This window comes from Alicyclobacillus suci (assembly GCF_017329615.1).
Taxonomy (GTDB): domain Bacteria; phylum Bacillota; class Bacilli; order Alicyclobacillales; family Alicyclobacillaceae; genus Alicyclobacillus; species Alicyclobacillus suci.
Window position 1 is genome coordinate 1 of sequence record NZ_JAFMTW010000029.1, and the last position, 26,113, is coordinate 26,113.

General features: G+C 48.3%; 26 protein-coding genes and 2 pseudogenes. 14 read left to right on the plus strand and 14 right to left on the minus strand.

Features of this window, described 5'->3' with window-relative positions; genetic code table 11:
* A pseudogene (locus J3482_RS13480) lies at window positions 1-344 on the minus strand (transposase family protein); the annotation flags it as partial.
* 407 nt (window positions 345-751) lie between these two features.
* Between J3482_RS13480 and J3482_RS13485 the strand changes: the two are divergent.
* The 5 genes from J3482_RS13485 to J3482_RS13505 all read left to right on the plus strand — a co-directional run bounded on the left by J3482_RS13485 (window position 752) and on the right by J3482_RS13505 (window position 7,019).
* Complete coding sequence (locus J3482_RS13485) at window positions 752-1,312, plus strand: hypothetical protein (RefSeq protein WP_146824411.1); 561 nt, start codon at window positions 752-754, stop codon at window positions 1,310-1,312.
* 306 nt (window positions 1,313-1,618) lie between these two features.
* Complete coding sequence (locus tag J3482_RS13490; RefSeq protein ID WP_146824412.1) at window positions 1,619-2,236, plus strand: VC0807 family protein; 618 nt, start codon at window positions 1,619-1,621, stop codon at window positions 2,234-2,236.
* 276 nt (window positions 2,237-2,512) lie between these two features.
* A complete protein-coding gene (locus J3482_RS13495; RefSeq protein ID WP_021295141.1) occupies window positions 2,513-4,018 on the plus strand; it encodes an NADH dehydrogenase subunit 5 in 1,506 nt (501 codons plus the stop codon).
* Window positions 4,019-4,054: 36 nt separating this feature from the next.
* The gene (locus tag J3482_RS13500) at window positions 4,055-6,646 is read left to right on the plus strand and encodes a DUF2309 domain-containing protein (protein ID WP_206918230.1); all 2,592 of its coding nucleotides are present in this window, start codon (window positions 4,055-4,057) and stop codon (window positions 6,644-6,646) included.
* Between the two features lie 7 nt (window positions 6,647-6,653).
* Window positions 6,654-7,019, plus strand: a complete 366-nt coding sequence (locus J3482_RS13505; RefSeq protein ID WP_021295143.1) for a Na-translocating system protein MpsC family protein — start codon at window positions 6,654-6,656, stop codon at window positions 7,017-7,019.
* A 160-nt stretch (window positions 7,020-7,179) separates the two neighbouring features.
* Here J3482_RS13505 and J3482_RS13510 read toward each other — a convergent pair whose 3' ends face one another.
* Window positions 7,180-7,584: a MerR family transcriptional regulator gene (locus J3482_RS13510; protein WP_021295144.1), complete on the minus strand. Its 405-nt coding sequence runs from the start codon at window positions 7,582-7,584 to the stop codon at window positions 7,180-7,182.
* Between the two features lie 108 nt (window positions 7,585-7,692).
* On the opposite strand from J3482_RS13510, the gene J3482_RS13515 reads away from it, so the two are divergent.
* The 3 genes from J3482_RS13515 (at window position 7,693) to J3482_RS13525 (ending at window position 11,277) form a co-directional block, all read left to right on the plus strand.
* Window positions 7,693-8,457: an SDR family NAD(P)-dependent oxidoreductase gene (locus tag J3482_RS13515; protein WP_021295145.1), complete on the plus strand. Its 765-nt coding sequence runs from the start codon at window positions 7,693-7,695 to the stop codon at window positions 8,455-8,457.
* A 627-nt stretch (window positions 8,458-9,084) separates the two neighbouring features.
* Window positions 9,085-9,546, plus strand: coding sequence for an AAA family ATPase (locus J3482_RS13520; protein ID WP_236613818.1), 462 nt, complete (start codon window positions 9,085-9,087; stop codon window positions 9,544-9,546).
* A 129-nt stretch (window positions 9,547-9,675) separates the two neighbouring features.
* Complete coding sequence (locus J3482_RS13525; protein ID WP_081653941.1) at window positions 9,676-11,277, plus strand: S41 family peptidase; 1,602 nt, start codon at window positions 9,676-9,678, stop codon at window positions 11,275-11,277.
* 36 nt (window positions 11,278-11,313) lie between these two features.
* Here J3482_RS13525 and J3482_RS13530 read toward each other — a convergent pair whose 3' ends face one another.
* From J3482_RS13530 to J3482_RS13545, 4 genes are all read right to left on the minus strand, one after another.
* Window positions 11,314-11,832: a hypothetical protein gene (locus J3482_RS13530; protein ID WP_152498713.1), complete on the minus strand. Its 519-nt coding sequence runs from the start codon at window positions 11,830-11,832 to the stop codon at window positions 11,314-11,316.
* Window positions 11,833-12,000: 168 nt separating this feature from the next.
* The gene (locus J3482_RS13535; protein ID WP_021295150.1) at window positions 12,001-12,720 is read right to left on the minus strand and encodes a response regulator transcription factor; all 720 of its coding nucleotides are present in this window, start codon (window positions 12,718-12,720) and stop codon (window positions 12,001-12,003) included.
* A complete protein-coding gene (locus J3482_RS21590; protein ID WP_021295151.1) occupies window positions 12,717-13,943 on the minus strand; it encodes a sensor histidine kinase in 1,227 nt (408 codons plus the stop codon). Before J3482_RS21590 ends, J3482_RS13535 begins: the two co-directional genes overlap by 4 nt.
* A gap of 69 nt (window positions 13,944-14,012) precedes the next feature.
* Complete coding sequence (locus tag J3482_RS13545; protein ID WP_021295152.1) at window positions 14,013-14,180, minus strand: antibiotic biosynthesis monooxygenase family protein; 168 nt, start codon at window positions 14,178-14,180, stop codon at window positions 14,013-14,015.
* Between the two features lie 151 nt (window positions 14,181-14,331).
* Between J3482_RS13545 and J3482_RS13550 the strand changes: the two genes are divergently transcribed.
* Together J3482_RS13550 and J3482_RS13555 are read left to right on the plus strand one after the other, a co-directional pair.
* Window positions 14,332-14,682 carry an ArsR/SmtB family transcription factor gene (locus J3482_RS13550; RefSeq protein WP_021295153.1) on the plus strand — a complete coding sequence of 117 codons (351 nt, stop codon included), beginning with the start codon at window positions 14,332-14,334 and terminating at the stop codon, window positions 14,680-14,682.
* Window positions 14,683-14,694: 12 nt separating this feature from the next.
* A complete protein-coding gene (locus J3482_RS13555; RefSeq protein ID WP_031217868.1) occupies window positions 14,695-15,342 on the plus strand; it encodes a cation diffusion facilitator family transporter in 648 nt (215 codons plus the stop codon).
* Window positions 15,343-15,485: 143 nt separating this feature from the next.
* Here the strand turns inward: J3482_RS13555 and J3482_RS13560 are convergent, their stop codons facing one another.
* The gene (locus J3482_RS13560; protein ID WP_021295155.1) at window positions 15,486-15,863 is read right to left on the minus strand and encodes a winged helix-turn-helix transcriptional regulator; all 378 of its coding nucleotides are present in this window, start codon (window positions 15,861-15,863) and stop codon (window positions 15,486-15,488) included.
* A gap of 155 nt (window positions 15,864-16,018) precedes the next feature.
* Between J3482_RS13560 and J3482_RS13565 the strand changes: the two genes are divergently transcribed.
* Together J3482_RS13565 and J3482_RS13570 are read left to right on the plus strand one after the other, a co-directional pair.
* Entirely contained in the window at window positions 16,019-17,224 is a 1,206-nt protein-coding gene (locus tag J3482_RS13565) for an MFS transporter (protein WP_021295156.1), read from the plus strand.
* A gap of 47 nt (window positions 17,225-17,271) precedes the next feature.
* A pseudogene (locus J3482_RS13570) lies at window positions 17,272-17,762 on the plus strand (aldo/keto reductase).
* Between the two features lie 88 nt (window positions 17,763-17,850).
* Here the strand turns inward: J3482_RS13570 and J3482_RS13575 are convergent.
* From J3482_RS13575 to J3482_RS21595, 5 genes are all read right to left on the minus strand, one after another.
* Window positions 17,851-19,359 carry a sensor histidine kinase gene (locus tag J3482_RS13575; protein WP_021295159.1) on the minus strand — a complete coding sequence of 503 codons (1,509 nt, stop codon included), beginning with the start codon at window positions 19,357-19,359 and terminating at the stop codon, window positions 17,851-17,853.
* Complete coding sequence (locus tag J3482_RS13580; RefSeq protein ID WP_021295160.1) at window positions 19,356-20,036, minus strand: response regulator transcription factor; 681 nt, start codon at window positions 20,034-20,036, stop codon at window positions 19,356-19,358. Before J3482_RS13580 ends, J3482_RS13575 begins: the two co-directional genes overlap by 4 nt.
* Before the next feature lie 90 nt (window positions 20,037-20,126).
* A complete protein-coding gene (locus J3482_RS13585) occupies window positions 20,127-20,786 on the minus strand; it encodes a ferric reductase-like transmembrane domain-containing protein (RefSeq protein ID WP_021295161.1) in 660 nt (219 codons plus the stop codon).
* On the minus strand, window positions 20,774-21,697 hold the full coding sequence (locus J3482_RS13590; protein WP_021295162.1) for an FAD:protein FMN transferase: 924 nt from the start codon (window positions 21,695-21,697) through the stop codon (window positions 20,774-20,776). The genes J3482_RS13585 and J3482_RS13590 overlap by 13 nt, the downstream gene beginning before the upstream one ends.
* Before the next feature lie 12 nt (window positions 21,698-21,709).
* The gene (locus J3482_RS21595; RefSeq protein ID WP_021295163.1) at window positions 21,710-22,342 is read right to left on the minus strand and encodes a peptidoglycan-binding domain-containing protein; all 633 of its coding nucleotides are present in this window, start codon (window positions 22,340-22,342) and stop codon (window positions 21,710-21,712) included.
* 348 nt (window positions 22,343-22,690) lie between these two features.
* On the opposite strand from J3482_RS21595, the gene J3482_RS13600 reads away from it, so the two are divergent.
* Window positions 22,691-23,062, plus strand: a complete 372-nt coding sequence (locus J3482_RS13600; protein ID WP_021295164.1) for an SPW repeat protein — start codon at window positions 22,691-22,693, stop codon at window positions 23,060-23,062.
* Between the two features lie 80 nt (window positions 23,063-23,142).
* On the opposite strand, the gene J3482_RS13605 is transcribed toward J3482_RS13600, so the two are convergent.
* Window positions 23,143-23,499: an STAS domain-containing protein gene (locus J3482_RS13605; RefSeq protein WP_021295165.1), complete on the minus strand. Its 357-nt coding sequence runs from the start codon at window positions 23,497-23,499 to the stop codon at window positions 23,143-23,145.
* Window positions 23,500-23,507: 8 nt separating this feature from the next.
* Complete coding sequence (locus J3482_RS13610; RefSeq protein ID WP_206922556.1) at window positions 23,508-24,719, minus strand: two-component system sensor histidine kinase NtrB; 1,212 nt, start codon at window positions 24,717-24,719, stop codon at window positions 23,508-23,510.
* Between the two features lie 199 nt (window positions 24,720-24,918).
* Between J3482_RS13610 and J3482_RS13615 the strand changes: the two genes are divergently transcribed.
* Window positions 24,919-25,650 carry a VIT1/CCC1 transporter family protein gene (locus J3482_RS13615; RefSeq protein ID WP_021295167.1) on the plus strand — a complete coding sequence of 244 codons (732 nt, stop codon included), beginning with the start codon at window positions 24,919-24,921 and terminating at the stop codon, window positions 25,648-25,650.
* The last annotated feature ends 463 nt before the right edge of the window (window positions 25,651-26,113 follow it).

Below are 26,113 nucleotides of genomic sequence, written 5' to 3' on the forward strand. Positions count from 1 at the left end.
TTGGCAAGACCCTTTTCTGTAATGGTTGCAAAGACTCGACTGAGTGTTGAGATAGAGGGAACTCGTTTATCCAGGCGAAACCCGCATTGGTAACGGAATCGCAGGTCATTCACGAGCCGCTCATGCAGTCGGGTAAAGGTAGAGATGCCTTCTAATGGTGCTGCTAACAAAGCCCGCAAGATTGCCTAACGATTGATAGGTTTCGAACCCTGGGGTGACGAACTTTCCAACTTCACAGCGTACAGTTGAAGATCTAATGCCGAGAAGAATAGCTCCAAACGCTTACTGGACTCAATTTCTAACCAGGATTCAAAGGAAAACAGAGACTTTTGGAGAAGATACAAGTGGACTTCCCTCCTCGAGTATTTCTAGTTTGGTCACTTGAAATCTTCTCGATTTTTGGGGTGAAGTCCTTTTTTAATGCGCTGTTAACCCTTGTCATACAAGGCTTTATAAATCTGCAAAACGCTCATCTATATGTGTGTACATAAAAATCCTTCATCAGTCAAAAATTTGATTTGTACATCGATAAAATCGATGAATCTGAAACACGCCGACTTCCGGTAATCCGCTTTACAATACGGATGTTCCTTACCGTGGTTTCCTTTATCTTCATGTCCGATCGAATACAAGGAATGGGGATGTGCGTGTGGAAATATTTATAAGACGGTGATTCTAAATTGGTTCATGGGGTAACAGCGGTATTCAGGATACTTAGCAACACCAATATGTGATTCTAGGAGATACTGTTGTGGTTTTTAACGGAAAAAAATGGCTTGTGGCGCTGTGTGTGGGGACGTTGGTCTTGTCTGGATGCGGGCAAAATTACAATGTTCAATGGACAAAGTATGATTCGCATCAACCGGGCACATGGCAGGTTAATTTTAGTAAGTATCTGACGGATAGCAGTACAGAATTTCAATGGAAAGTATATGTTGGAGCGAAATCCACAAAGGTTGATTATACAGACTGGACTAGTAACACGACATGGAAGCAGATTTCTTCAGCAGACGTTAAGAAACAGTTGGGTGCAATGTGGCGACTCGTACCTAGCGGTCATTTTTATTTTTATGAGTTCTCAGTGCCCGGTGTAAATTGGTGGGGAGCCGGTGCCCCATCAACGATGGTGGGTGTCGCGACAGATACCCGAAATGGAGCCGACAGCAGCCGGGTCGTCCATGACATTTTATTCAGGAGACTGACGGATGCACCGATTTTGCTTACGACTAAGCCACTGCAATTCACAGATGTTGTGACAAATCAACAGCAACAGTCCATTGCCTTCACGTGGAAGACTGTGGCAGGGAGGTAATCCGTGTCATGGAACATGGGTGTAGGACGCACTTATGCTTCTTCCTGAGAATAGTTTCACATGTCAGTGCTGCTTATCGAACGGAGACGAGTTTGCTGCGTTGACAATGCAAGTTATTCGGTCGTCTATCCACGGATAGATTTTTCCTTACACCATTCGCCGCCAAGTCTCCATCGCTGTGTAGACGCGTACGTACCCTTCCTTCATGTATCTTCGCATTATGAGAAATGTGGGTTCCTTCAAATGCGGCACTTTCTGCAAGCTCGAAGGAATCACTGACGTCTTATAATGGGAAGGATGTTTCATGTGAATCAGAGGGTATCTGCGAAATGGATGCGTGGGGTTGTATGGACGCTATTTCTCAATGGTATCATCCCACTAATTTTATATACAATATTAAAGCACCAGTTATCAAATATACCGGCACTGGCGATTGCCACTGCCATACCCATACTTTACAACGTGTGGACTGTTGTAAACCAACGCCAAGTAGACATCTTAGCCATATTTGCCATGTTCGGTTTTTTACTGGAGTTAGGTATATTGCTTATGCACGGTAGTGAACAGTTGCTGTTATTGCGTGGAGCGTTTGTCACAGGAGTGCTTGGACTGACGTTCTTGGTGTCCCTGTTGTGCCCAAGGCCGTTGATGTACTACTTTGCGATTCGATTTAATTCATCCGAAGAAGGGCGTAACCATTTTTCTTCTTTGTGGAATCATTACGATTTCCGACGCAGATTGCGGATACTAACAATCGTATGGGGAGGTGCGTTGCTGGGTGGGGCACTGCTTGAAGCTATTCTTGTATACGCCATTTCCCCGACGGAATTTTTGATTGTCTCTCCGTGTATGTCGTACGGGACGATTGGGGTAGCAATTGCATGGACACATTGGTATAGAAAAATGATGGTGCGAAAATTGTGAGTGCTCCAATTCAATTCACTGAATCCGGATGGAGGCCTACATTCGAACTTGACGGAGTGTTTGTTTACGGGTAGGATGTTGAAGGCACGATTCAAATTGAATAAATGAAATCCATCTAGGTAGACTTTCAAAAAACCATTTTGGGTTAGTTGACAGTAAACCGACAATTTTCGAAATGCAACGGTTGCGAAAGGGCCGTGCATTTTGAGGTTGTCGGTTTTTTTGTTGAAAAAATGAATTTGATGTCGGTTTTATCCGGTTGACAGGAGGTGCGGGATGCTCGTCACAGCATTTTTCTTATCTCTTACGATTTTGATGTTCAGCGCAGCTGTCATATTGCATCCACGTGTTTCCTTGGGCTTTGTTCGAATTCACGTTGGTATTAGCGTGCTGCCACCGCTGATTGCACTACTGAATCTTGTGACGACAAGTACGAATCGGATCTTTGGTCCTTGGCACCTTGATCCCTTAGCTTGGTTGACAACGTTATTCGTCCTTACAATCGGTTCAGTCGTACAGCGCTATTCGATCCGCCAATTGCTTGGGGATCGAAATTATCGAGGATATTTTACTTTGTTGACACTCACGACGTGTTCCGCTTCGCTTGCTTGGTTAAGCAATGATCTCCGCCTTTTGCTTGTCTGTTGGGGGGCTACGCTCCTTGGGCTGACAATGCTTATCGGGTTGAATCGGGAGTGGCGAATTGCGCGAACTGCGGCTGTGCGTACTGGCCGACTATTTGTACTGAGTTGGATGGTTTTGGCCATCGCGATGACCTGGCTTGCCCTGGTTACGGGACACTGGCAGTTCTCACTTGCGCTTGTCAAAGGCAACATCGCACAACTTGGTTCATGGGAGAGGGTAGGCATACCCCTGTTATTGGTGATTGCAGTGGCAATTCTAGCTGCACAATACCCTTTTCAGCGCTGGTTGTTGGACTCGGTCGTCGCACCGACGCCTGTGTCAGCCGTCATGCATGCGGGTGTCGTCAACGCGGGTGGAATTATCTTGACGCGGTTCGCGCCCGTTTTTACCGGCGATTTGGCTCAAATCCTTTTGATTGTAATCGCCAGTATCTCGGTATTGCTTGGGACCGGAACGATTTTGGTTCAAGTGGATTACAAGCGCCAGTTAGTGGGTTCAACAATTGCGCAGATGGGGTTCATGTTGATTCAATGCGCCTTAGGAGCCTATTTAGCAGCCATTATTCACGCGGTGTTACATGGCCTATTCAAGTCTGCTCTTTTCTTACAAGCCGGATCTGCGGTACATCACAATGAGCCAGCGGATGCGACGACAACGCCAAAACCATCACTTTTATTGAGGTTTGCAGGGCCGGTTTTAGGTCTTTTTGTGGGGATTGGTTTTTGGCGAATGGTCGAAGGTAGAGGTTTTGATATGATTAGCGCTTTACTCCTGGGATGGTCTGTGGCGTTTGCGTGGTCACACCTCGTGACCTTGGGGCTAGGGCGTATTGGGCGTACGGTGGGAATCGTTCTGTTGGCGGGATCGTTAATCGTGTTTGGCCTGATTCTTGCCATCTTCTATGTTCTGTTGCACGGCACCGTTCCCCAAGCAATCCAACCGCATCCATTCGCTGTCTGTTTGGTTTTATTCGTTCTTTTGACCAGCAGTGTGATAGGTGCGTGGTTGTCGCGCCATCCATCTTCTACGTTCTTCTCCGTAGTATATCTTTGGCTGGTACGATTGGGCGAGCCTCATCGCGACTCGGTCGAAAGCCATCCAAAGTATCTTGCAACTAGGCTGTACTCAAGGAGGTAAAGCGCGTTGGATGGAACATTAACATTACAGCAGCAAATGTCAGCATCGGATGTTTTTCATGATAGTTTCACCGATGACATAGATGATGTAGTGCGTTCTGCCAGTCGGGTCATCGTGCCGCTGGGGCCGATTGAATCTTTCGTGGCGCGTAGTCCTTGGGCAGGGCTTGAAGCACAGTCGTTTGAGCAAGTTGCACGGTGGCTCAAAGAGATTCGTGACGTAGATATGTATCCGAGCGCCTCGTTACTGCTAAAGGCGAAGAATCAAGGTGAAATTGATTCGAAGTTTCTCGATAAAGGGTTACAACGTTGGCTTGATACACAAGCTCTAAAATTGCCGCGCGATGTTGCGGAACGGTTCTGTCGTGCTGCGCTTCAGTTGGATGACCTGCCTGCCAAGTTATTGGCAGAAGCACGTGTAAAGCGTCTCGCAACGAAATTGAATCATCTCGGGTTGCCTGAGATGAAGCGTCGCTCGCTACAAACATTGAGTTTTCGTTTGCAGCAGCAGCGTGGTGTAGAGGTGGAGCATGATCTGAATCGCCATTTGATTAAGTGGTGCAAATTGTACATTGGTGGATCCCACGCTGCTTGGTCACTGCCAAACCGCTCGGAAGGTTTCTATCAGGCGTGGCACCGTCTTGTACAATACGATCCCGCACTGAACCGCTCACAACGTCAGCTCCTGAAAGGTTGGCCGTCAGAGGCGACTGATGCGTTAAGGGAAGCATTAGCAGCCCTACATATTCCTCCGTCTCAAGTTCAGGAATACCTCGAGGCGCATTTACTGTCTTTGCCCGGTTGGGCGGGAATGATGTTGTGGCACTCGCAACAAACGCTAACAGAGTATTTGGCTGTCCGAATTTCTATGGAATGGGCGTTGATGGAATCTTTCCTGCCTTTACCGGAACAACAATCCGAAGAGCAAGCATTGCTGACTCGATTGATTGCCGCGTGGGCGCATTGGGGGGATTTTCGGGTTGAATCTTGGCTGCAATTATCCGCTGCGGAGCAAAAAGCGCGCCTGACGCTTGCCTATCGTTTTGACGATTTGGTTCGTCGTCAGCTTTGGCTGGAGGCATGGGAAGAAACCTACGAAGAACGATTACAAGAAATGATTCTCTCGAAACGGTCGATAGCCCATGAACAACAGTCTGTTTTAGCTCAATTGGCCTTTTGTATTGATACACGTTCAGAGCCCTTTCGTCGTGCCTTTGAAAAAGCAGGGCCTTTTGAGACGTTTGGTGTTGCCGGTTTTTTCGGGTTACCAATTGAGACGTGTGAACTTGGCCATAAACACAGTCACGCATCCTTACCGGCGATACTTAAACCGCAATATCAAATCAAGGAAGTTGCCTCTCAGGGCGATTTTGAGTCATATCAACAACGCCTACGAGCCGTAAATTCTGTGAAGCAAACGTTTCAAACGATGAAGCAAAACCTCTTGACGAGCTTACTGTTGCCAGAGGTTAGCGGTCCGTGGCTTAGTATGCAGATGTTGGCCCGTAGCTTTTTCCCGCGTCGGGCCGGTCGTGCCCTTGGGAAGCTGGGACAGGAATGGTTGCGAAAACCTTCTACGGGACTTTCGCTTGACTTCGAGCGCATGGAATCGGGATTACCGGTTGGTTTTTCTGAAGAGCAGAAAGTATATTATGTACGGCAGGCACTCAAAATGATGGGTTTGACTGAGAACTTTGCCCCATTAGTCGTTATTTGTGGGCATGGTAGTCAAAGCACGAACAACCCGTATGCCGCTTCGTTAGACTGCGGCGCTTGTGGCGGGGCGTCAGGTGCTTTCAATGCGCGCGTATTGGCAACCCTGTGTAACCAGGCACGAGTGCGGGAAGCCCTTGAACATGAGGGCATCGTTATTCCAGAAGATACGATATTTGTAGCCGCTGAGCATATCACGACGACCAATGAACTGCGCTGGCTGTACGTCCCTAAACTTTCGGAGGCGGCACAAGAAGCGTTTGATCGAATTCGGGCGGCATTGCCAGAGGTCAGTGCACACGTCAACGCAGAGCAATTAGCGCAATTGCCTCATCACGGTGTTCACGTAAAAAAACCGAAGCAAGAAGTACAACGTTTAGCGGAAGATTGGAGTGAGATACGCCCGGAATGGGGACTCGCGCGCAACGCCGCATTTGTGATTGGCACTCGCCGACTCACGAGGGAGTGTAATTTGGACGGGAGAGTCTTCTTGCACACTTATCACTGGCAAGATGATTATGACGGTGCTCTGCTCTCGAATATTATCGCTGGACCGGCGACAGTGGCGCAATGGATAAACCTACAGTATTATGCGTCGACCGTTGCACCCCACTATTTCGGAAGTGGAAACAAAGCCACACAGACCGTGACAGCGGGGGTGGGTGTGATGCAGGGGAACGCAAGTGATTTATTGTTTGGGCTTCCTTGGCAATCCGTTATGAAATCTGACGAAGAGTTTTACCATGCTCCCTTACGGTTATTGGTGGTTATTGAAGCGCCGAATGAATATGTGGATCGACTGATGGAGCATGATGCTGCGTTCCGACAAAAAGTTCAAAATGGGTGGATCCGGCTGGCGGTCGTTAACCCGGCAGGACGATGGGTGATTTGGCCCAACTATGAGCGCACAAGGTAGGGAGTTTATGACGAAATCAAAAGGTACAATTGAGTCCGAAATCAGCAGAGCTTTAACGCAATGGGAGAAAGATTATCTTGGGCGTGGGTCTCTTCAGGTGAAATCGGATATTTTACGGGATATGATCATTGTCACTTTACGCGGTGTCTTAACGCCTGCGGAATATTCTCTTTGTAAGGATAAGGAGGGGTTGATGTCGATAAAAAACATTAGAACCAGTTTGGTGGAATCAGGTGTTGAGGATTTAAAGGACATGATTCTTAACATTACTGGTTTTGAGGTGGTGAGCTTTCACACCGATATTAGCACGCGTACGGGAGAGCGGATTATGGTTTTTCGGCTTTCAAGCGATTTATCAAGCACTTTTTCATAAAAAAACGGGCCGTCTCAAACTTCGAGGCGGTCAAGTCACGGATGCGCAGAATTGTAGCTGAATCTCCGATGGCACGGATATAGAAATTGCGGGAACAGGCGTTTATGTCTCCGAGTTTGATGTTGAAATTTAGGGTGCGTGTGGATCTCACCCCTAAACATCAAACCGTGCTTCTGGCCCTTTCCAGTTGCTCATCTAATTGACGGGCTAGTTCCGGATTTTCGTAGGTAGCAATTTTTGAGTCGATAAGCTCAAGGTTTTTCTGTAACTCTTCAATTTGCTTCACAACTTGCTTGCGGTGTTCTTGAAGCAGTTCCTTTCGCTCGTCGATTGTTTCGATGCCTTGTTTACACCAAGCACTGTACTGTTTGATGTCTTTTATGGGCATTCCAGTGTTTTTGAGGCAACAGATCATGGCTAACCAGTTCAGATCTAACTCGGTGAACGTCCGATTCCCTGACTTGTTTCTTGAGATAAACGGCAACAGCCCTTCTTTGTCGTAATAACGCAGCGTGTGTGCAGACAGTCCGAATTTTTCAGCGACCTCATGAATGGAATAATTCATTTTGCTCCCCCACTTGACTTAGAGTTAACTCGAAGTACTACTCTAACCATAGACCACAGCTTTCGAGTTAGCAAGTGGCTGATGATTGGTGAAGGGGAGAATATGACGATGGAACAAGCACAAAAAATTGCGTTGGTAACTGGCGGCAGCCGTGGGCTCGGTAGGAATTCGGCTATTGCCCTGTCTAAAAAAGGCTTTGACGTGATTGTCACTTACCACTCACGAAAAGATGAAGCTGAATCCGTGGTTAAGGAAATTGAGGGGAACGGCCAAAAAGCTGCGGCGCTGCAATTTGATGCGGGTGACGTTGCCTCTTTTGATGCATTCATCTTGCGATTGACCGATGTGCTGAAAGAAAAGTGGAATACAGAACAGATTTACGCACTGATTAACAATGCGGGATTTGGAATACACAGTTCGCTTGCGGAGACTACGGAGGAGCAATTCGACAGCCTGATGAATGTGCATTTAAAGGGCGTGTTTTTCTTGACACAAAAGTTGCTTCCTCGCATTGCGGACAACGGAAGAGTCATCAACGTTTCGACTGGTTTAGCGAGGTTTACGTTGGCGGGGTATGGCGCTTATGCGGCTATGAAAGGCGCCATCGAAGTCCTGACGAGGTATATGGCCAAAGAGTGGGGTAGCAGGGGCATTCGGGTCAATGCAATTGCGCCTGGTGCGATTGCTACGGACTTTCAAGATGGTGCGGTCAGGGACAATCCGGATTTGAATCGGTTTATCGGATCGCAAATAGCACTAGGCAGAGTTGGGGAGCCCGACGACATCGGTGGCGTGGTCGCGTCTTTGTGCACCGACGAAATGGGTTGGGTAAATGGACAACGCATTGAGGCGTCCGGCGGTATGCTCCTCTGAGCGAAGCATTTCATTGCCATGTGGCAATTGATGTGATGGATTGTCTAAAGTGGCAGCTTTGCCATGCAAAAATCGGGTAAGCCATCGGAAGTTAACGGAGGTTGTGGTGCAGGTCCCCCTGAAGTGGGACCTGCTTTTTGTGTGGTCAATCGCTGATGCGGTCTAACTTGAAATATTACGGTGACGGGCAGGAGGAGTTCATACCTATTTTAAGAAATGTATAATGATACCTTTTGGGCTTGTAAATGACATATCAACATTGAAATCGAGGATTGGGGCGCGATTTTACAGTTGGCTTGGAGGGGTTCATCCAGAGTTTAGAGGTCGGGGCATAGCAAACGAATTGATGCGTAGACAACATGTTTGGTGTGAGAAACAGGGGTTACATGTGATTCGTACGCAGACACGTAACACTTGGCGCGATATGCTCATACTCAACATACGCAATGGATTTAATATTGTCGGCACACGTACGGAAAAAGGCGATACAACCATTCTTCTTGAGAAGAGGAGATCGCTATACAGGACGGGTTTAATCCTGAGGGCGGATCGAGAGATAATCAATTCGTGACGGTCACAACAGAATCGAGTCTATACGAGCACATCAGGCTCAGCTGGATGCCGAAGGTGACGGAAGGGTTCTTTTTTAGGGCAGAAAGCTTTTTTAACTTTGCTAGTTACATTGACGCTGCAGCAAAGGAATCATCCTATAATCCTTACTATTTTTACGGTGGGAGGTCCTTGCATGAACAATCCCATGGAGAGTCGTTCCTGAATCTTTTTAAGGGTCGCTTGTCAAACCGTAGACCTGCCCTGTATCTGCTTGATGAACCAGAGGCAGCTCTTTCCCCTGCACGTCAACTTGCTTTGCTGCGTATCCTTCACGATCACGAAATGTCTGGTCGATCCCAATTCATCATCGCTACGCATTCACCGATTCTTCTGGGGTATCCAGGCGCGACGCTCATGAGCTTCGATAGCGGTTCAATTGAACCCATCTCATATCGAGAGACGCCTCATTACATCATTACAAAGCAATTTCTCAATGCTCCAGATAATATGCTTCGTGAGCTATTTAAGGATGAATAATGGTGAGGCGGTCTAGTGACTGGGCTGTGAGAATCGATAGAGCTTTTCTTATGGAAAGTTTACAGCATTGTTGTGATGAGAAAGTTTCAATAACTGGAGAGAAAATGCCGCTTCAGTGGGGGGAGAGACTTGCGTATTCGGAACCATCTGTTGGTCGTCGCATCTATCGTTTTGTCGGCAGGTGCTGTGGGTGGTTGCTCTGCGGCGAGTCAGAGATACTCTGGGATGGGTACAGGACATGTTACCGACAGAGCTAACGCAAATGCAACGTCACCAGTGAACTCAGGTAATGTCCCCATAAACCTTGCTTCTTTATCCCCTACAGGCATCCCAACAACTACAGACAAGAAACAGGTCTTTACGGAAATATGGAATTTGTTCAATGAGAATTATCCGAACTTTGAGATGAAAGGCGTCGACTGGTCAACAGAAAGGATAAAGTATGAGTCAAAGGCAATTGACGCGGGCACATGGCCTCAATTTTTTTCAGTTGTTAACACAATGATTCATGACTTAGACGACTCGCATTGTTACTTGATAGGTGCCCCGTCGCCTACGACCTATACACCACTTATCCTAACCGCTTGGTGCAATGGGCAGGTTGTTGTGATGTGGTCTTATGATTCTTCGAAAGTGCCAGTTGGTAGTGTTGTGACAAGTGTCGATGGAGCCGCCGTGTCGACGCGGTTAAGTCGGCCTGATTTCAGTAGCGGATACATAGAGGGCGCGGGACAAGAGGCCCTGATGACGGATTCGAATCATCCGGAGCAATTGAGTTTTAGGCTTCCTTCAAGCCATCAAACGCGTACGGCGACAGTTCCGGTGTATCCGTTAAACGGATCTGCGGTGGCCGGACTGAAACATATCGCGAAAAGCGCTTGGGCAGTTCGACCCGGTGCTACCTATGGGGATCCAATCGCAAAAGGGGATCTTTCATTTCGCGTAGCTTATTTAGGAAATGATATTCTATACGTTTATATTCCAGCGATGGAGCCACCGGATAACACGCAGGGGGGTGAGGCGCTCGCAAGTGAGTTTCAACATGTATTGCAGCTCGCTTTGCATTCAAAGGGGATGGTTATAGATATTAGAGGCAATAGTGGTGGGGACATGTGGCCGGCTCTTTGGTTTGCTCGGCATTTGTACAGTGGTATAGAAAGGCCAACCGAAGTGCGTTTCCGAACCAGCGAGTATGTTCAGTTGCCTTCACAATTGACAGATGGAACTCAGCGTATCGCTTTAAAAGCGTCCGAAACGCAGGCGTCCGCAGGCTTTACAAAATGGGGCGTTACACAAATTTCTCCACTCGCTCCGAAACTCAACATTCCAGTTGCCCTTCTGACGGACGGGTGGAATGTCTCGGCTGCGGAAAATTTCACGGTTTTTATGAAATCTGCGTCGAATGTGTCCACTTTTGGAAGTGTTACTGGTGGATCGGATGGTTCTCCACAAACCTTTCCTGTTATGAAAGGTGTAGAAGTAAGCATTTCAACGTGGCAAGAACGTGTGATGGCCACAGGTTTACCCATCGAGGGATTTGGCTTGCACCCGGATCATCCAATTTACATGTCGGATGCACAAGTCACCGAGGAGATGATTCGGAGTCAACAGGGAAATCCGCGGCAAACGATGGATCATGATTCCGTTTTGCAAGCTGCACAGGCCTGGGTAGAACAGCAGGTAAAAAACGGGAGGATTGAGGAAATGCGCGCATCCGCATCGGAATTTTAGCCAACAGAAACGCGGGCTGTGCCGCAGGAGCACCGATTAGTCACGGTGGCTCCTGCGTGCCGCTCGGGTTGCGAGGTGTGCTTGGCGAGCTTCTCGGACGGCCTCTGGGTGGCGTAGTGCGAGCATGCAGGCACGCCCGAGTAGAAGCCCGGAAATGGAAAACAGATAGGGCAATGAGCTCGATTGGCCGTGAAAGGCTGCGCCGGCACCCAACAGTGGAACGAGTAGGAAGCGCAGGCCGTATCGAATTGGAATGGAGAGCAGCCAGAATAAGAGGGCCTTCCAGGAGCCAGCGACCATCCACTGCCCATTTTCCTTATATACGCGTGTCATATGTCCCCGAATGAAGCCGACGATGAGACTGAGAAGGAGCGTCAAGATGAGTGAAACCCATCCGGCGAGTTGAACCGTTGAATTACCGGCAGCTTCATAGAATGCGTAGGCGGAAAATAACAAGGGTAATATTAATAACCGACCGCTCAGGGGCCGTGGTACCAGCTGTCTCTGTACAATGATTGCGAGGATGACGATGCCAAGAATAATGTCCTTCGCCATGGGCAATTTTATCGCTCCTTTATCCTGTTATTCGTAAACAGGATACAGCGCGAACAAGCGCACGGCGTCTACACGAAGATATAACTTGATGCGTGGATGGATAGGGCCGTATATCTGTAGATAGATGCGCCGTGATCTATCTGGTGACGTTCGCCATACAGCCGAGCCCTATTGTACGATACCGCGGCGCAGTGCGAAGACGACTGCTTGCGTTCGGTCATCCACCTCAAATTTCTGGAGAATCCGGTGCACGTGTGTTTTCACTGTGCCCTCCGAGATATGTAATTTGCGGGCGATTTCGTCGTTGCGCAGTCCCCAGGCCATTTCCTGAAGTACTTCCAATTCTCGTTCTGTCAACTCATCGGCTGCAGATGGGTTGTCGAGCGCTTTGCTCTGGTTCGGTTGAGATGCTGGTGCCTGTGCAACTGTCGTTTTGATCTCTGTCTGATTTTTGATTGCCCGGGCTAATGCCTCTCCTGCAGCGGCTGTACGGTAGAGTGCTTCACCGCGATAGACCGCCCGAATACTGTCCATCAGTTCGGCTGCATCCGCGTCTTTTAACAGGTAACCGACAGCGCCTGCGCGAATGCCGTCGTATACGTATTCGACTACGTCAAATGTGGTCAATAAGAGAATCTTTGTATCTGGTATCGCCTCGATAATCCGCCGTGTCGCCGTTAGCCCGTCGGTACCGGGCATTTGCACATCCATCAAGATGACATCGGGGCGGGTCTGAAGTGCCTCACGCACGGCCGCATCGCCGTTGTCGGCCTCACCTGTAACCTGCATATCCGGTTGGGCGTCGATGAGGTAGTGCAGCCCTTCACGAATCAGGCGCTGATCATCAACGATTAGAACCCCAATTCGCTGGTTCGAGTCATCTTTCATATTTGATTCTCCTCATCTATTGGTTTGCTCCACGGCAGTATGGCTTCGATTTCCAGGCCATGGGGATAAACTGCGGACCAGTTGAAGGTGCCGCCGTGATCTTCGCAGCGGGATCGCATACCGTGCATACCAAAACCCTCTTGAAGTGGGAATCCCGGTTTCATTTGACCATCGTCTGTGACGTGCAGACGAATATAGGTTTGATTTGATTGTTCCATGCGCTCAATTCGGATTTTGACCTGTTGTGCACCGCTGTGCCGGACGACGTTCGTGAGTGCCTCTTGAAGCACTCGGTATACGATCACGCCGGTTTCCAAGGGCAAGTCATCTAATTCCGCAGATGCATGAAAGGTAATAGACAATCCACTGTTCGCTTTGACGCTGTCGACCAGCGCGGATATCGCTTGCATCCCGGTGATGGGGGAAGCATCTGCGACCTCTCGGACGGATTGGCGGACCTCTTCCAAGCTGTGTCGCGCGACGGTTATGAGATCTTTAATTTGTTGCTCCGCGCCGTCGACATCCTGGCGAACGCGGTATTGTAGGGCTTGCAGTTGCACGACGAGCGAGGTTAAGGCGTGTCCCACGCTGTCGTGAATGTCGCGTGCAATCCGGTTTCGCTCCTGCACGACAGCTAATTGCATCGATCCGATGGATACCTCCTGTAAATCTCGATGCGCAGCTTGCAGGGCTTTGTGGGCGCGTTCGAGACGGAGGAAATATTGTTCTTGAGCAGCCCGAGCTTGGCGGCGCAGGTGTCCATTGCGCGTGGCTATGAAAGTCGCAAGAAATCCCATTGTGTATCCGATGTAGGCGATGCTCATATTGCCGAACGGCTTGATGAAGACGAGCAAGGTGAGAAAGCCCACCATTGCGACAGCGGCTGTCCACCAAGTATATGGGGCATTGAGTCGTGAACCGGCAATGCCAACGATAAAGAACAGCATGCCAGTGCCTGTGACGTCGCGTTGGATGAAGATGGATATCAAGACATGCACGATCACGACGCCAATTCCGATGCTTGTTCGTAGAGACTCAGACAGGCGGTACGACATCATGACGAGGATGGCAATGCACGAGATGACACATTCCCCGATGGAAGCGAATTGAATGACTTCACTCCCGCGCGTCATGGGTTGCCACATAGCACAGACAGCAAGCACAATGAGCGCGACTCGGCGGAAGACAACAGCGAACGCTTGATGATTTGTGCTTTGGTTCACCGCATGCATTCCTCCTTGGGTTAAGCGTATCACATACCTTGGATGACTTGCTTCTATGCTTGGTGTGGATCAGGCGTTGTAGATAACCTCGTACGTTGCGACTTGTGCTTGGCCCGCCGTATGGCCTCGACCACCATGCGCGGCTGCAAAGTGTGGGCTTTGAATCCAGTCTTGAAAGTGTTGCTCTGACTCCCACATCGTGCTCACAATTGGCAATCGGTTATGGGCTACGTACATGCCAATCACCTCCATGTACTATTCTAGGCTATGATTGGGCATCCGTCTTGGGAAGAGGGGGATGCAGATACGACGCTTCCCCTTGGATTGGCAAACAGGTTTTTTTATCATATCATGATTTAGTGAAATGATGATGTGAGGTGGCAGAGAGATGCGTGACACGGTAGATGCTTCCTTAACAATTCGAGCCAAGTTTTTTCGGGGATTGGCTGATCCGTCGCGTTTGGCGTTGTTGCTGGCGCTTCGCCCAGGAGAAAAGACAGTCAGTACGCTGAGTGAGGAAACAGGCCTTTCCCAGAGTAACGTGTCTAATCACCTTGCCTGCCTCAAGGATTGCGGGCTCGTCGTCAACCGCCAGGAGTGGAGACATGTGTATTACCGAATTGCGGATAGCAAGGTATTGACACTGTTGGATATCGCGGATGAAGTAGTCGCTGAAAATGCCCAGCGCATTGCAGATTGTGTGAATTACTGTGCGCCAGAAGAGACACCGCGGGGGTGAGGAATTGTGGTGATGCGGCAACATGCGATATCCGTACGCAAAGGCGTCTATATCGAGTTGATATCTGTCTTTTGGATGATTGTCGAAGCAGTTGTGGCCATTGGTGCGGGGGTAGCGGCCCACTCTCTGGCACTGATCGCGTTTGGGGCGGATAGTGTAATTGAACTTGTCGCAGGGATGGTCTTGTTGTGGAGACTGACGATTGAAATGAATGGGGCAAGTGTGTATCGCGTGGAGCGCGCGGAAAAGGTATCGTCGTGGGTCGTTGGCGTGGCGCTGTGGTTGTTGGCTGTGTACATCGTCGTAGCCGCGATACACGAGTGGTGGACGCATCATGGAGCGGAATCGTCTGGGCTTGGCATTGGACTGGCAATTGTTTCGGGAATTCTGATGCCGATTTTATCGGGTGCAAAGAAGCGCATTGGTTCTACAATAGGGAGCAAGGCGCTTCGGGCAGATGGCGCCTGTAGTATTGTCTGTGCCTATATGGCTTGGTTTGTTCTCGGTGGCGTCGTACTCACCGCCCTACTCGGGTGGTGGTGGATAGACAGCATTGCCGCGTTGGCCTTGGTGTATTTTGTCGTCAAAGAGGGCTTCGAAGCCATTCAAGAAGCAAGGGGTGTCCCGGATGCCTGCGGGTGTGGATGTCATGACGATTAAGTGGCTTGTAGGATAGAGTGAAATCCTAATTTCAGTACATCAGAAGTGGACACAAATCCAGGTCTTTTGCGCGTACTGGATATGTGTCCACGATATTTGTGAATGATTGATTCCCTTGTTTCGCTTCTGCTGGCGGCCTGTTCTCATGTCGATGCCTTTTGATTGAGGATGCTGTCCGTCAATACACTTGATTTGTCCCCATAGACTTTCTCGATATGTTGTTCTCCCCAAGCACACAGCATGTCCAAGATGCCCTTCAAGCTCCATCCATACTCGGTTAATTCGTATTCCACCTTTGGCGGCACTTGATTGTAACTGATGCGATTGATGACGCCATCCTGCTCTAATTCACGCAACTGCTGCGTGAGCATTTTTTGTGTAATTCCCGGCATGAGTCGTTTAAACTCGTTGGTGCGTTTTTTGCCGTGGGTAAGGTGACAAAGAATAACGCACTTCCACTTCCCACCGATTACCTCCAAGGTCGCCTCAACCCCAATATTGTATTTCTTCGGGTTATCCATGGTCTTCCACCTCCTGATTTTATGGGAACTTTTTAGTACCTATATAACTTCAAAGTACGTACTATTCTTTCGGTTATATAGGCATCATAATGGCTTTCACCGGTAAGTCAACAAACATTTGTGCACAGATGTTGGATTTTTGGGTGGTGATTGATATGGATGGACGAAAAAGTATACTCGCTCTCATCGCATTGGCAGTGAGTGCATTTGCAATTGGGACGACAGAATTTATCAGTGTTGGGCTCTTGCCGCTGATTTCGAGAGACCTACACGTTTCTATTACTACGGCAGGACTCACGGTGACACTCTACGCGCTTGGCGTAACGTTCGGTGCACCAATTCTCACTTCGTTGACATCGCGTATGGCAAAGAAATCTCTTCTCCTTCTCATCATGATATTTTTCATGATTGGAAACGGCATCGCCGCAAGCGCTGGAAACATTGATGTGCTGCTTGTAGGGCGCGTGCTCGCTGCATTTTCTCACGGCGTATTCATGTCGATTGGGTCTACCATTGCGGCCGATCTCGTCCCGAGCAATCGCCGGGCGACTGCCATTTCCATCATGTTCACTGGACTCACTGTGGCCACTGTGACAGGCGTGCCCTTCGGTACCTTCATTGGCCAACACTTTGGCTGGCGCTTGACGTTTCTCATGATTGTTGCCATCGGCGTGATCGCGTTTGTGGCCAACAGCCTGCTTATCCCTTCCGATTTACACAGGGGAGGCTCCACGAGCATTCGCATGCAAAGCAAGCTGTTCGCGCATGGACCGTTATTGCTTGTGTTTGCCATCACGGCACTGGGATATGGGGGCACATTTGTCGTCTTTACGTATTTGTCTCCTCTTTTGCAGCAAGTCACACACTTCTCGAGCCAAGCGATTGCAGTCATTCTGCTCATTTACGGTGTGGCCATTGCGATCGGGAACACAATTGGGGGGAAGGTGGCAAACCGAAACCCAATTCATGCATTGCTGATCATGTTTATCGCGCAGGTTGTCGTTTTAGCTATCTTGAAATTTGCACTTCCATTTAAAATTCCGGCACTGCTCATGGTGTGCCTGATGGGGTTGTTCGCGTTTATGAATGTGCCTGGCCTGCAACATTATGTGGTCATCCTTGCGAAACGACTTGTGCCGGAAGCTGTGGATACCGCATCCGCAATCAACATTGCGGCCTTCAACGCGGGTATCGCGATGGGGTCTTTCCTTGGGGGCGTGGTGACAAACTCGGTTGGACTCGCCGATACGACTTGGGTTGGTGCATTGATGATACTGTTGGCTGTATTTTTAACCGGTTGGAGTCGTGCTTTGGAAAGAAGATATCAAGGGGCGTCCGAGATGGAACCACTTTACCAGTGAATCAGGCTGGTTTCGTATCAAAAAAGATGCTGTACGAGGATATGATGATGGGACAGAATCTACAAAGCCGCGTGACGTTACACAATGGGGTTCAAATGCCTTGGTTTGGGCTAGGTGTGTTTAAAGTGGAAGAAGGCAGAGAACTAGTTGAAGCAATTCAGTCAGCGGTGGGATACGGGTACCGCAGTATCGACACGGCGGCTATTTACGGGAACGAGCACAGCGTTGGACAGGGCATCCGCGAGGCGCTCTCTGAGAATGGGTTGCAAAGAGAAGACATCTTTGTGACGTCGAAGGTTTGGAATGCCGATTTGGGCTTTGAATCCACGTTGGCAGCGTATGAGGCCAGCCTCAATCGGCTTGGGCTGAACTATCGCAGCACGGCGTGATCACCATTCCGAAATCTACAAAAGCGCACCGAATTATCGAGAATGCATCCATTTTTGATTTTGAATTGACCATCGAAGATATGGAGCAGATTGATGCGTTAAATCGAGATTTTCGCGTGGGGCCAGACCCGGATAACTTTGATTTTTGATTGGAATCTGCACCATTCGCAGGAACACGGAGTACCACCGCAGCCAACGTCACTGCTGGCTGCGGTGGTGCCATTATTAGGCTGTCTTCTATCTTGTCTTAGGCGCTTTGCGAATCGGTAAGCGAATGGTAAATGTCGTACCTTGCCCCACTTCACTCTCGCACGTAATCGAGCCACCGTGACGTTCCACAATGGACTGTGATATTGCAAGCCCAAGGCCCGCCCCGCCATGCTTACGCGAACGGTCCGTATCAATTCGATAAAACCGTTCGAATAAATGTGCCAGATGCTCGGGGGGAATACCTGTACCATTATCCATCACGGATAGGGATACACTTTGTTCCGTTGATTGCGTCTCTTTCACTAAGGATATTTTAATTCTTCCACGGATAGCGTCTGTGTGCGCCACAGCATTATGGAATAGGTTGAGTACGACTTGTTTCATTCGATCACTGTCGTACACCATACGAACTTCGTCGTTTGCTATGAGACATACCTGCCGTGATCCTGCTAGCACATGTAGTTGAGGTTCCATGTCTCGGATCAATTGATCTAGACGACTCTCCTTCAAGTCGAGCGGACGTTCCTCATCGAGCCTTGCCAACGTGAGTAGATCTTGAACCAGTTTCGACAAGCGTCCCGTTTCATTCAACATGCTGCGAAGTGCTTTGTACAACTGGTCGGGATTATTGGCCGCACCTCTCAACAATACCTCGACAAACCCATGAATGGATGTGAGCGGCGTGCGTAACTCATGGGAAGCATCAGAAACAAACTGACGCATTTTCTCCTTTGACCTTCGCTCAGACTCAAATGCGTCAGAGAGTCGTTCCAACATGGAATTAAACGATGACGCAAGCACTTCGATTTCGCTTTGGGCTTTCTTCAGGACAATTCGCTCATCCATGTTGCCCGCATCTACTCGTTTGACTGACGTCGTCATTTGTGACAGTGGCACCAGCGTGCGTCTTAACGTAGGTAAAAAGGTGAACAGTCCAATGATTAGCGCACCAATGCCCAGAAAAATAAAGGTCATTAATTGCTGCATCAATACGTGTTTGAGATCTCGTAGGCTCATGCTAACCTGGACGACACCAATATGTTGATCTTTTGGACCAACTGGTATTAAAACAACGATATCGCGTGCCCCATTACTGGTAGTGACAACTTGGTAGTGCTTTTCGTGCTTATCATCACTCACATCATTCAACACGGATAGATATGTCGAGGTACTTAAACGCGGTGCAGGGTCAGCATCGGGTGCGCGAAAAATCGTTTGATAATTTCCGTTCACGGTGATGAAGGATACCGTTGAATCGTGAACAGTAAATTCAAACTTTCGGGCGTCATTATCTGTCTGGTGGGCAGGTACCCCATCTGCGTTAAGCCAACTCTGGACTGGTACAGAACGAATCTGATTCTCGATATTTTCAGTTGTATTTTCATAAAGAAAGTGACTCATAAAAACGTACTGAAAAGCGCCGATGAGAATCAGTAATCCAGACAAAATGAGCAAGCAACGGGACAAAAGCTGATATTGTAGGGAACGAGGCGTTACCCACTTCTTCAGGAACGACGAAATCGCTGATATCATCATACGTCTACACGATAGCCCGAACCGCGTACGGTTCGAATGTGCTGGTGTTCAGTATCGTTTAGTTTTTCTCGCAAGGAGCTGATGTAGACTTCAACAATGTTGTCTTGTCCGGCGAAGTCATAGCCCCAAACCTGATCTAAAATCTTTGCCTTACTGAGGACAATCCCGTGATTAATCACGAGATACTTTAATAGCTCATACTCGGTAGGCGAAAGCGAGAGTTTATTTCCTTGAAAAGTGACTTCTTTTCGTGCATCGTCAATCCGGTACGGTCCTACCACCAGTTCATTGAGTAACTGTGGGAATTGATTGCGAATCCGCGCGTGGATTCTTGCCAAAAGTTCTTGAAAGCTAAACGGCTTGACCATGTAATCATCAGCGCCTAGCGTGAGTCCCTTTACGCGGTCGTCCACGTCGTCTTTCGCAGTGAGCATGATAACGGCCACATTCTCAGTCTTTTTTAACAGAGTGCATACTTCGAAACCGTTCATACCTGGCATCATGATGTCTAAAATCACGATGTGTGGATGAAATTCCTTTGCCTGATTGATGGCTGACATACCATCGGAAGCCGTTGAAACCTGAAACCCTTCATTCTGCAGTCCTAACTCTAAAAATTGGAGGATGTTTTCCTCGTCGTCCACGAGGAGAATTTTCACGTCAGAACACTGGTACATGGGTCACATTCCTTACGTGATGTAATTTATCAAAGTAATGGACTTCATTCGTTTCTGTGGTTTCACAACCATACAGGAACGTAAGAACCGTTACAAAGGTCTCAAGTGTTGTGGTCGCCTTCCCGTCAAACGTTTCACGACAATGATGACGAGTAGGATTGAAGGTACACAGTAAATCAGAGATGACCACAACTTACCTGTATCGCTTCCCGTGAGTATGCTGTGGATGGTCACTAAGATGAACATAGGGAAGGCGCCAATGTGAATGGCCCTCCATATTTTCACGCCTATTTTCTCACGAAAATAAGACGTTACAATCAATAAAAGCCAGCCATATAAAACGAGTATGCCGATACCGGTCGGTACGGTTCGGTAGGAATCAATAAATGGAATCAGGATAGAAATCCACGTGAATAGAATCGACTTGTCAGAATATAAGCCCCATAGATGAAAAAAGAGAAACGGGAAGACCAGTATCGCGGAATACTGATGCACCTGTGTGGCCAATTTCCTGATTTTCAACTTGTCCCAAATACCACTTGTACTAGACGCACCTAACAAGACGGCTAAGGAGAGTAAACTGTACGCTGTAAATCCGGACGATCTCGCCATGTACCAGTACATTTTATTTGACTGCGCTGGTGCTGAATACATGACGTGTGTAAGGAGGCTGGAAGCGGCAATCACGACGCCAACGAGTAGACACGTATAGACGAATGGGAAACGTTGCTGCCTTGTCATAAGTTGCATGATTTAACCACCGTTCCATTTTGAGTGATGATGACCCACCCGGCACAATCCTGATTGTTTAACCACGGAATTCCTTTTTCTGTTCCCATGATCAGTGCCACTTTTGCCTGAACTTCTGCGGTCACCAGATTACGGTGAATAACGCTACAAGATATCATGTCTGATTGAACGGGAACGCCTAGGAATGGGTCAATGATGTGATGAACAGTTTGTCCGTGGTTTTTCCACGTTCTTTTGTAAGTTCCGCTCGTGGCCACAGCTAGATCATGGATGTCCAGTAGTAGGATATGGTCGTTTGTATCAAATGGGCTGCGAATGCCGACGCTCCAAGATCGAGTACCGTTATACCCGTCGCAGATCACGTCCCCACCTGCATTACACACAAATTGGTGCACTCCTACACTTCGCAAATCACTTGCAATTTGCTGGACAATCCATCCCTTGGCAATGCCACCTAAATCAATCTGATAGCCTGGTTCAAGCCATACTTGATATTCGGTCCCTTGAATTCTCAGGTCGAATGGGCAGTGCATGGGACTTACATACGGTATCTCGATCACGGGCCGAACAGTGTTGTCGTCGATTTGTTCAAACGGCACGCTATACCCTAATTGCTTCATGACAGCACCTAAGCACGGATTGAACAAACCGCGGGTCGTAACGAAGAAATCCTTTGCTAGTTGGAGAACTTCATATAGGCACGGACGAATCTGTATCCATTTTCCCGTTGAATGATTTATGTGATTTAGGTCACTGTCTCGATGAAACCGTGTAAAGATGGATTCCAACTGAGTCATTTTTCTAGCTGCGTCGGCGAGAATTCTCGAGCGCTCGAAATCGTCGCCGATACACGAATTGGGGATCTCCATATAGATGTCGGTTCCCATTGCTCGAAAGGTCCGAGATGTCATGGTTTAGTCCTCCTATGAGGCAGACGAAGACGTATCCGGGAATGGCTGCTGACTCTGTGTAACGCCGCCTGACTGTGAATCAGAGCCAGCCCCGTAGCCCGAGCTACCCGTTCCAAAATTTGAGTCAGACGATCCCTCGTCCTCACTCGATGACGATTGCGACGTTTGGCCATTGTTCGTATCGTCGTTGGAGGCAGACGAGGGCGAATTCAGGCGATCTGTTTGATATTGTTTTACGGCGTTTTGGAGTGCGGCTAGGGTTTTGGAATCCACTTCGCCTGTAACAGGCAATCCGTAATGAGATTGAAATGCCTTGATGGCACTTGTTGTGACCGGCCCGTAGTACGAAGTAATCGTATGGTTGAAGAAGCCTAGTTCAGCCAACTGTTCTTGGATATTTGAAATCTGGCGATTTGTCATGCCTTCTTTAAACAACACACCACTGTTTGCATTCGACGTAACACTTGTCGATTTGGCTTGAGCTTGACTAGCACTGGCGTTCGCGCCCGTTTGGGCGATGTCGTGCCATATTCCAAAAAAGCTAGTGAAGGAAAAGACAGGCAGGCTCCATGACAATCCTCTCATCCAATTACGCATTCGGATTTCCCGTTTTTCGCGGATTGCTTTCTTTTCCTCTGGTGTCACCGTTTCTCTACTCCCTTTCAGGATGTGCTTGGACGGAAAGCGCGTGATTGCTCATCACATTTCGTTTTTCAAAATTGGGAGAGACGCAGCGTTCAGTCAAACTATTTTTACTGTAGGAACCTGAGGACGATTTGAAGGTTAGCTGAAAGTTTGCTGAGCGTACGTATTGTCCTGAGTAGGTATACCCTTTGTTGTGGCAGCGTTTGAATGCGAATTTGCAAAGCTGAAGAAAAATGAAATTCACCACTTGCATACGAAATTCAACCTGCTTACAATATGAATCGAAGTTAGCACTCACCTCCGCCGAGTGCTAACAAAATCAAAATCATGGAAAAGGGGATGTTGTCTATGAAGTGGCGGAACTCGTTGGCTGCGGTCATCGGTGCGTGGTTTATCGTTGCTCCATGGGCTCTCCAATTCTCCGGAAACACGACAGCCGTGTGGTTGAGCGTGGTTCTTGGGGCCATTCAACTGCTGAGCTCTGCGTGGGCAGCGTATGCGAAGCAGTCAGGCGGATGGAAACAGTGGCAATTATGGGTATCGATTGTGACAGGTGTCTGGTTTGTCATTCAGCCATTTATCTTCTCTCTTGATGTTGCAGAAACGTGGATTAGTGTAATTCTGGGCGTTATCACTGTGGTCTTGCATGTTTGGACGATGGCCGTCAAAGAGGATGCATCTACTGACAAAACAAAGGGCGGTCATCACGCGCATGCTTAATTTGGAAGGGTTGCCTGTCAGGCAACCCTTCTATCATTCATTTCGCAGGTGGATCAGTGATTAGAACTGTTATAAAAAATTTACGATGTTTGAAGTAGTGCGTTTTGGGCTCTTAATAGGGCCTGCTGTAAGGATGATTCCACTGTGATTTTATGAATGAAATTTTGGCTGGAGTTCAGCAATTGCTTTGCGAGTTTCGCGCTGATGCCGGTCAGCACAGCCTCGCACCCCAAAAGCGTAATGCCATTGATCACGCGTTCAAACGTCTCTAATGAAATGTCATTGGTGACGATGGTGCCGGAAAGATCAATGAAAATCTTATTTAGATTTTTGTTTTCCAATTGGTCCAGAAGTCGTTCTTCAATAATATTCAATCGCTCGTTATCTAATGGACCAATGACTGGAAACACGGCAAAACCGTCAAAGAGCGGAATCACGGGTACACTTAATTCTTCAATGACTGCTCTCTGTGAATGACTGCTCTCTGTGAATGCAACACATCTTCTCTATACTTTGTGAAACTCACGTTAAAATGAACAATAAAATTATCTAGGGCGTCACTTGTCTTGTCGGCGATTGCAAATACCGCTGCGGCAGTGATGTCTTTGTCGCGGTAGTATTCCTCCAGGAAACGCCATATGATTTTTCTCAGCGCATAAAACCATTCCATCTTCGAGATGATGGGGATATCCGACTTGGCCCATGCGATGCCTCGCTCCTGCGCCATTTCGATAATATCCTGCGTCAACCCGTCGTGAACCAGCTCGGTGATTTGAAAGGCGTGATCGAGCAAATCCTGCTTTGTCACAAATTTCGATTTTGACACGATTTCAAAGGTGGTCTTCGCTTCGTGTTCTAATAGTTCGCTAAATGCTTTTTGATTTATCCTGAAAAAATCCCGGATGTCCTGTGCCGGATGTAAATGAATGTCCATCCTTGGGGTGATACCTCCAAAATCTGTGGTTGTGTAAAGTGGCGACACTGGCATGCGTATGGTAAACGTGGTTCCATGCCCTAATTCGCTGTGGACGTCGACACTTCCGCCATTTTCATAGAGAACGGAGTAGACTTGGGCTAGTCCCATTCCAGTGCCATCTGGTTTTGTGGTGAAAAAAGGGACGCCAATTCGACTGATGTCCTTCTCAGCAATGCCGACGCCGGTATCCGTGATGGTCAACTCTACGTAATCGTTGATGCGGCGGTGTGTCAGTGAGACAGCACCTGTTGTCTCGATGGCTTCGCAGGCATTTTTAATGAGATTGAACAGCGCTTGTTTAATTTGATTTCGCTTACCACGGATTTTTGTCGATTTGTCGAACCAATGTTTTTTGAATTGAATACGGTAGGAATCGTGTTGGAAAAGTGATAAAATATTTTCCAATTCGACACACAGCGAAAAATCCGTAAGGGCTTCACTTTGCAGTGATGGTTTTGATACAGTAAGCAGGCTTTGAATCGTAGCGATTGCTTGGTCCAACTCTGAGAAGATAACATCCCAATGTTTGTAGTCATATTCTTCTTTTAGGAGTTGTAGCAGCCCCTTGACAGAAGTAAGCGGGTTGCGCACTTCATGGGCGACGCCTGTAGCAATTTCCCCAACTGACGCCAAACGACTAAGAACCTCCGCATCACGGAAGGAGGTCTCGTTGTTGTCCAACTTTATTCCCTCCTGTTATACACATACTACAGTGATGTAGCACTCGACACGGTGATCATTATAGTATTTCGCCTAGTTGCAACAATAGTAAAACGCGACAAAAAAAGATAGTGACTAGAGAGAAGTACATACGCATTGATTAATATTTAGACTTAGTCTAAAATTATATTCATAAGGTGAACGAAAGAAGGGGTGGCATATGGCAATCGTTTCTCCGACGGAACAATTTGACACGATGAGGGGCAAGGAAGCGCGATCGGATGTCAGTGCTTGGCTTGGGGATGCCATATACGGGATCAACGACGGCTTGGGTGCGATTTTTGGCATGATTGCCGGCGTTGCGGGATATACGGCCAATGGTCATACGATTCTAATGTCTGGGTTATTTGGGGCGTTGGCGAGTACGTTGTCGATGGGGGCGGGGGCTTGGCTTGCGACCAAGTCTGAAAACGAGTTGATGGAGCGGGCCTATGTACGAGCTAGGGATACGGTTCGCGCGCATCGTGGACAAGCGCTTCGCAGGTTATCCACGCGATACGAAGCGAAGGGATTTGATGCGCGGGACGCGAGGCATATCGCTGAGGTGATTGGTCGGGATGATGAGAGATTTGTGCAAACGCTGATTCAAGAAACAGAGGGTCACCCTGCATCAGTAAAAGGGAACCCGTGGTCCTCAGCTATGTCTGGTTCAATTTCGACCTTCGTTGGTGCTATCGTACCTTTACTGCCGTTTTTCTTCCTGACGGGAACGGCGGCACTGATTGTTGCTGCGATTGTATCCATCATGGCGCACTTCGCGGTTGGTGCTTCGAAGAGTCTTGTCACCGTTCGCTCCTGGTGGGCGAGTGGATTTGAAATGATGATGGCCGGTGTCATTGTGGGCGTTGTGTCGTATCTCCTTGGGTTGCTGGCCAATGCATTCTTTAGTTGATACGAAACAGGGACCCTAGCCCACCGAGGTGACACTATTTGATTTCCGAAGGCGCATGCGCGGCGCTGGGCACTTCGCTGGCATGTCCTAATCAGACATCTCATCTGAACATCCGCTGGCAGCACTTTGTCGAGGATTTGTTGCGTTGACCGGTGAAAATGTAGAGGAATGGTCAGCATGTGTGTTGGATCAAAACTTTCGATTAGGTAAAATAGAACACGCGCGCATCATTCGTCGTCTCACAAGACAAACGTTTTATTCTTGGACTATATGAATTCAATTAGATTTTTGTCGCCGGATGTGATGAAATAAACAGTGGCGCGCGTTCTGTATAGAGGAGGTCAGCTAGGGACCCGAGAAGACGATGTTCACTGGGCGCGACAAATTCCTTTGAGATTTGGTTACAATACGGGTGCGTGATTTGCAATTGTACCACCTTGTATTGACTGGGGAAGTTGCAGAG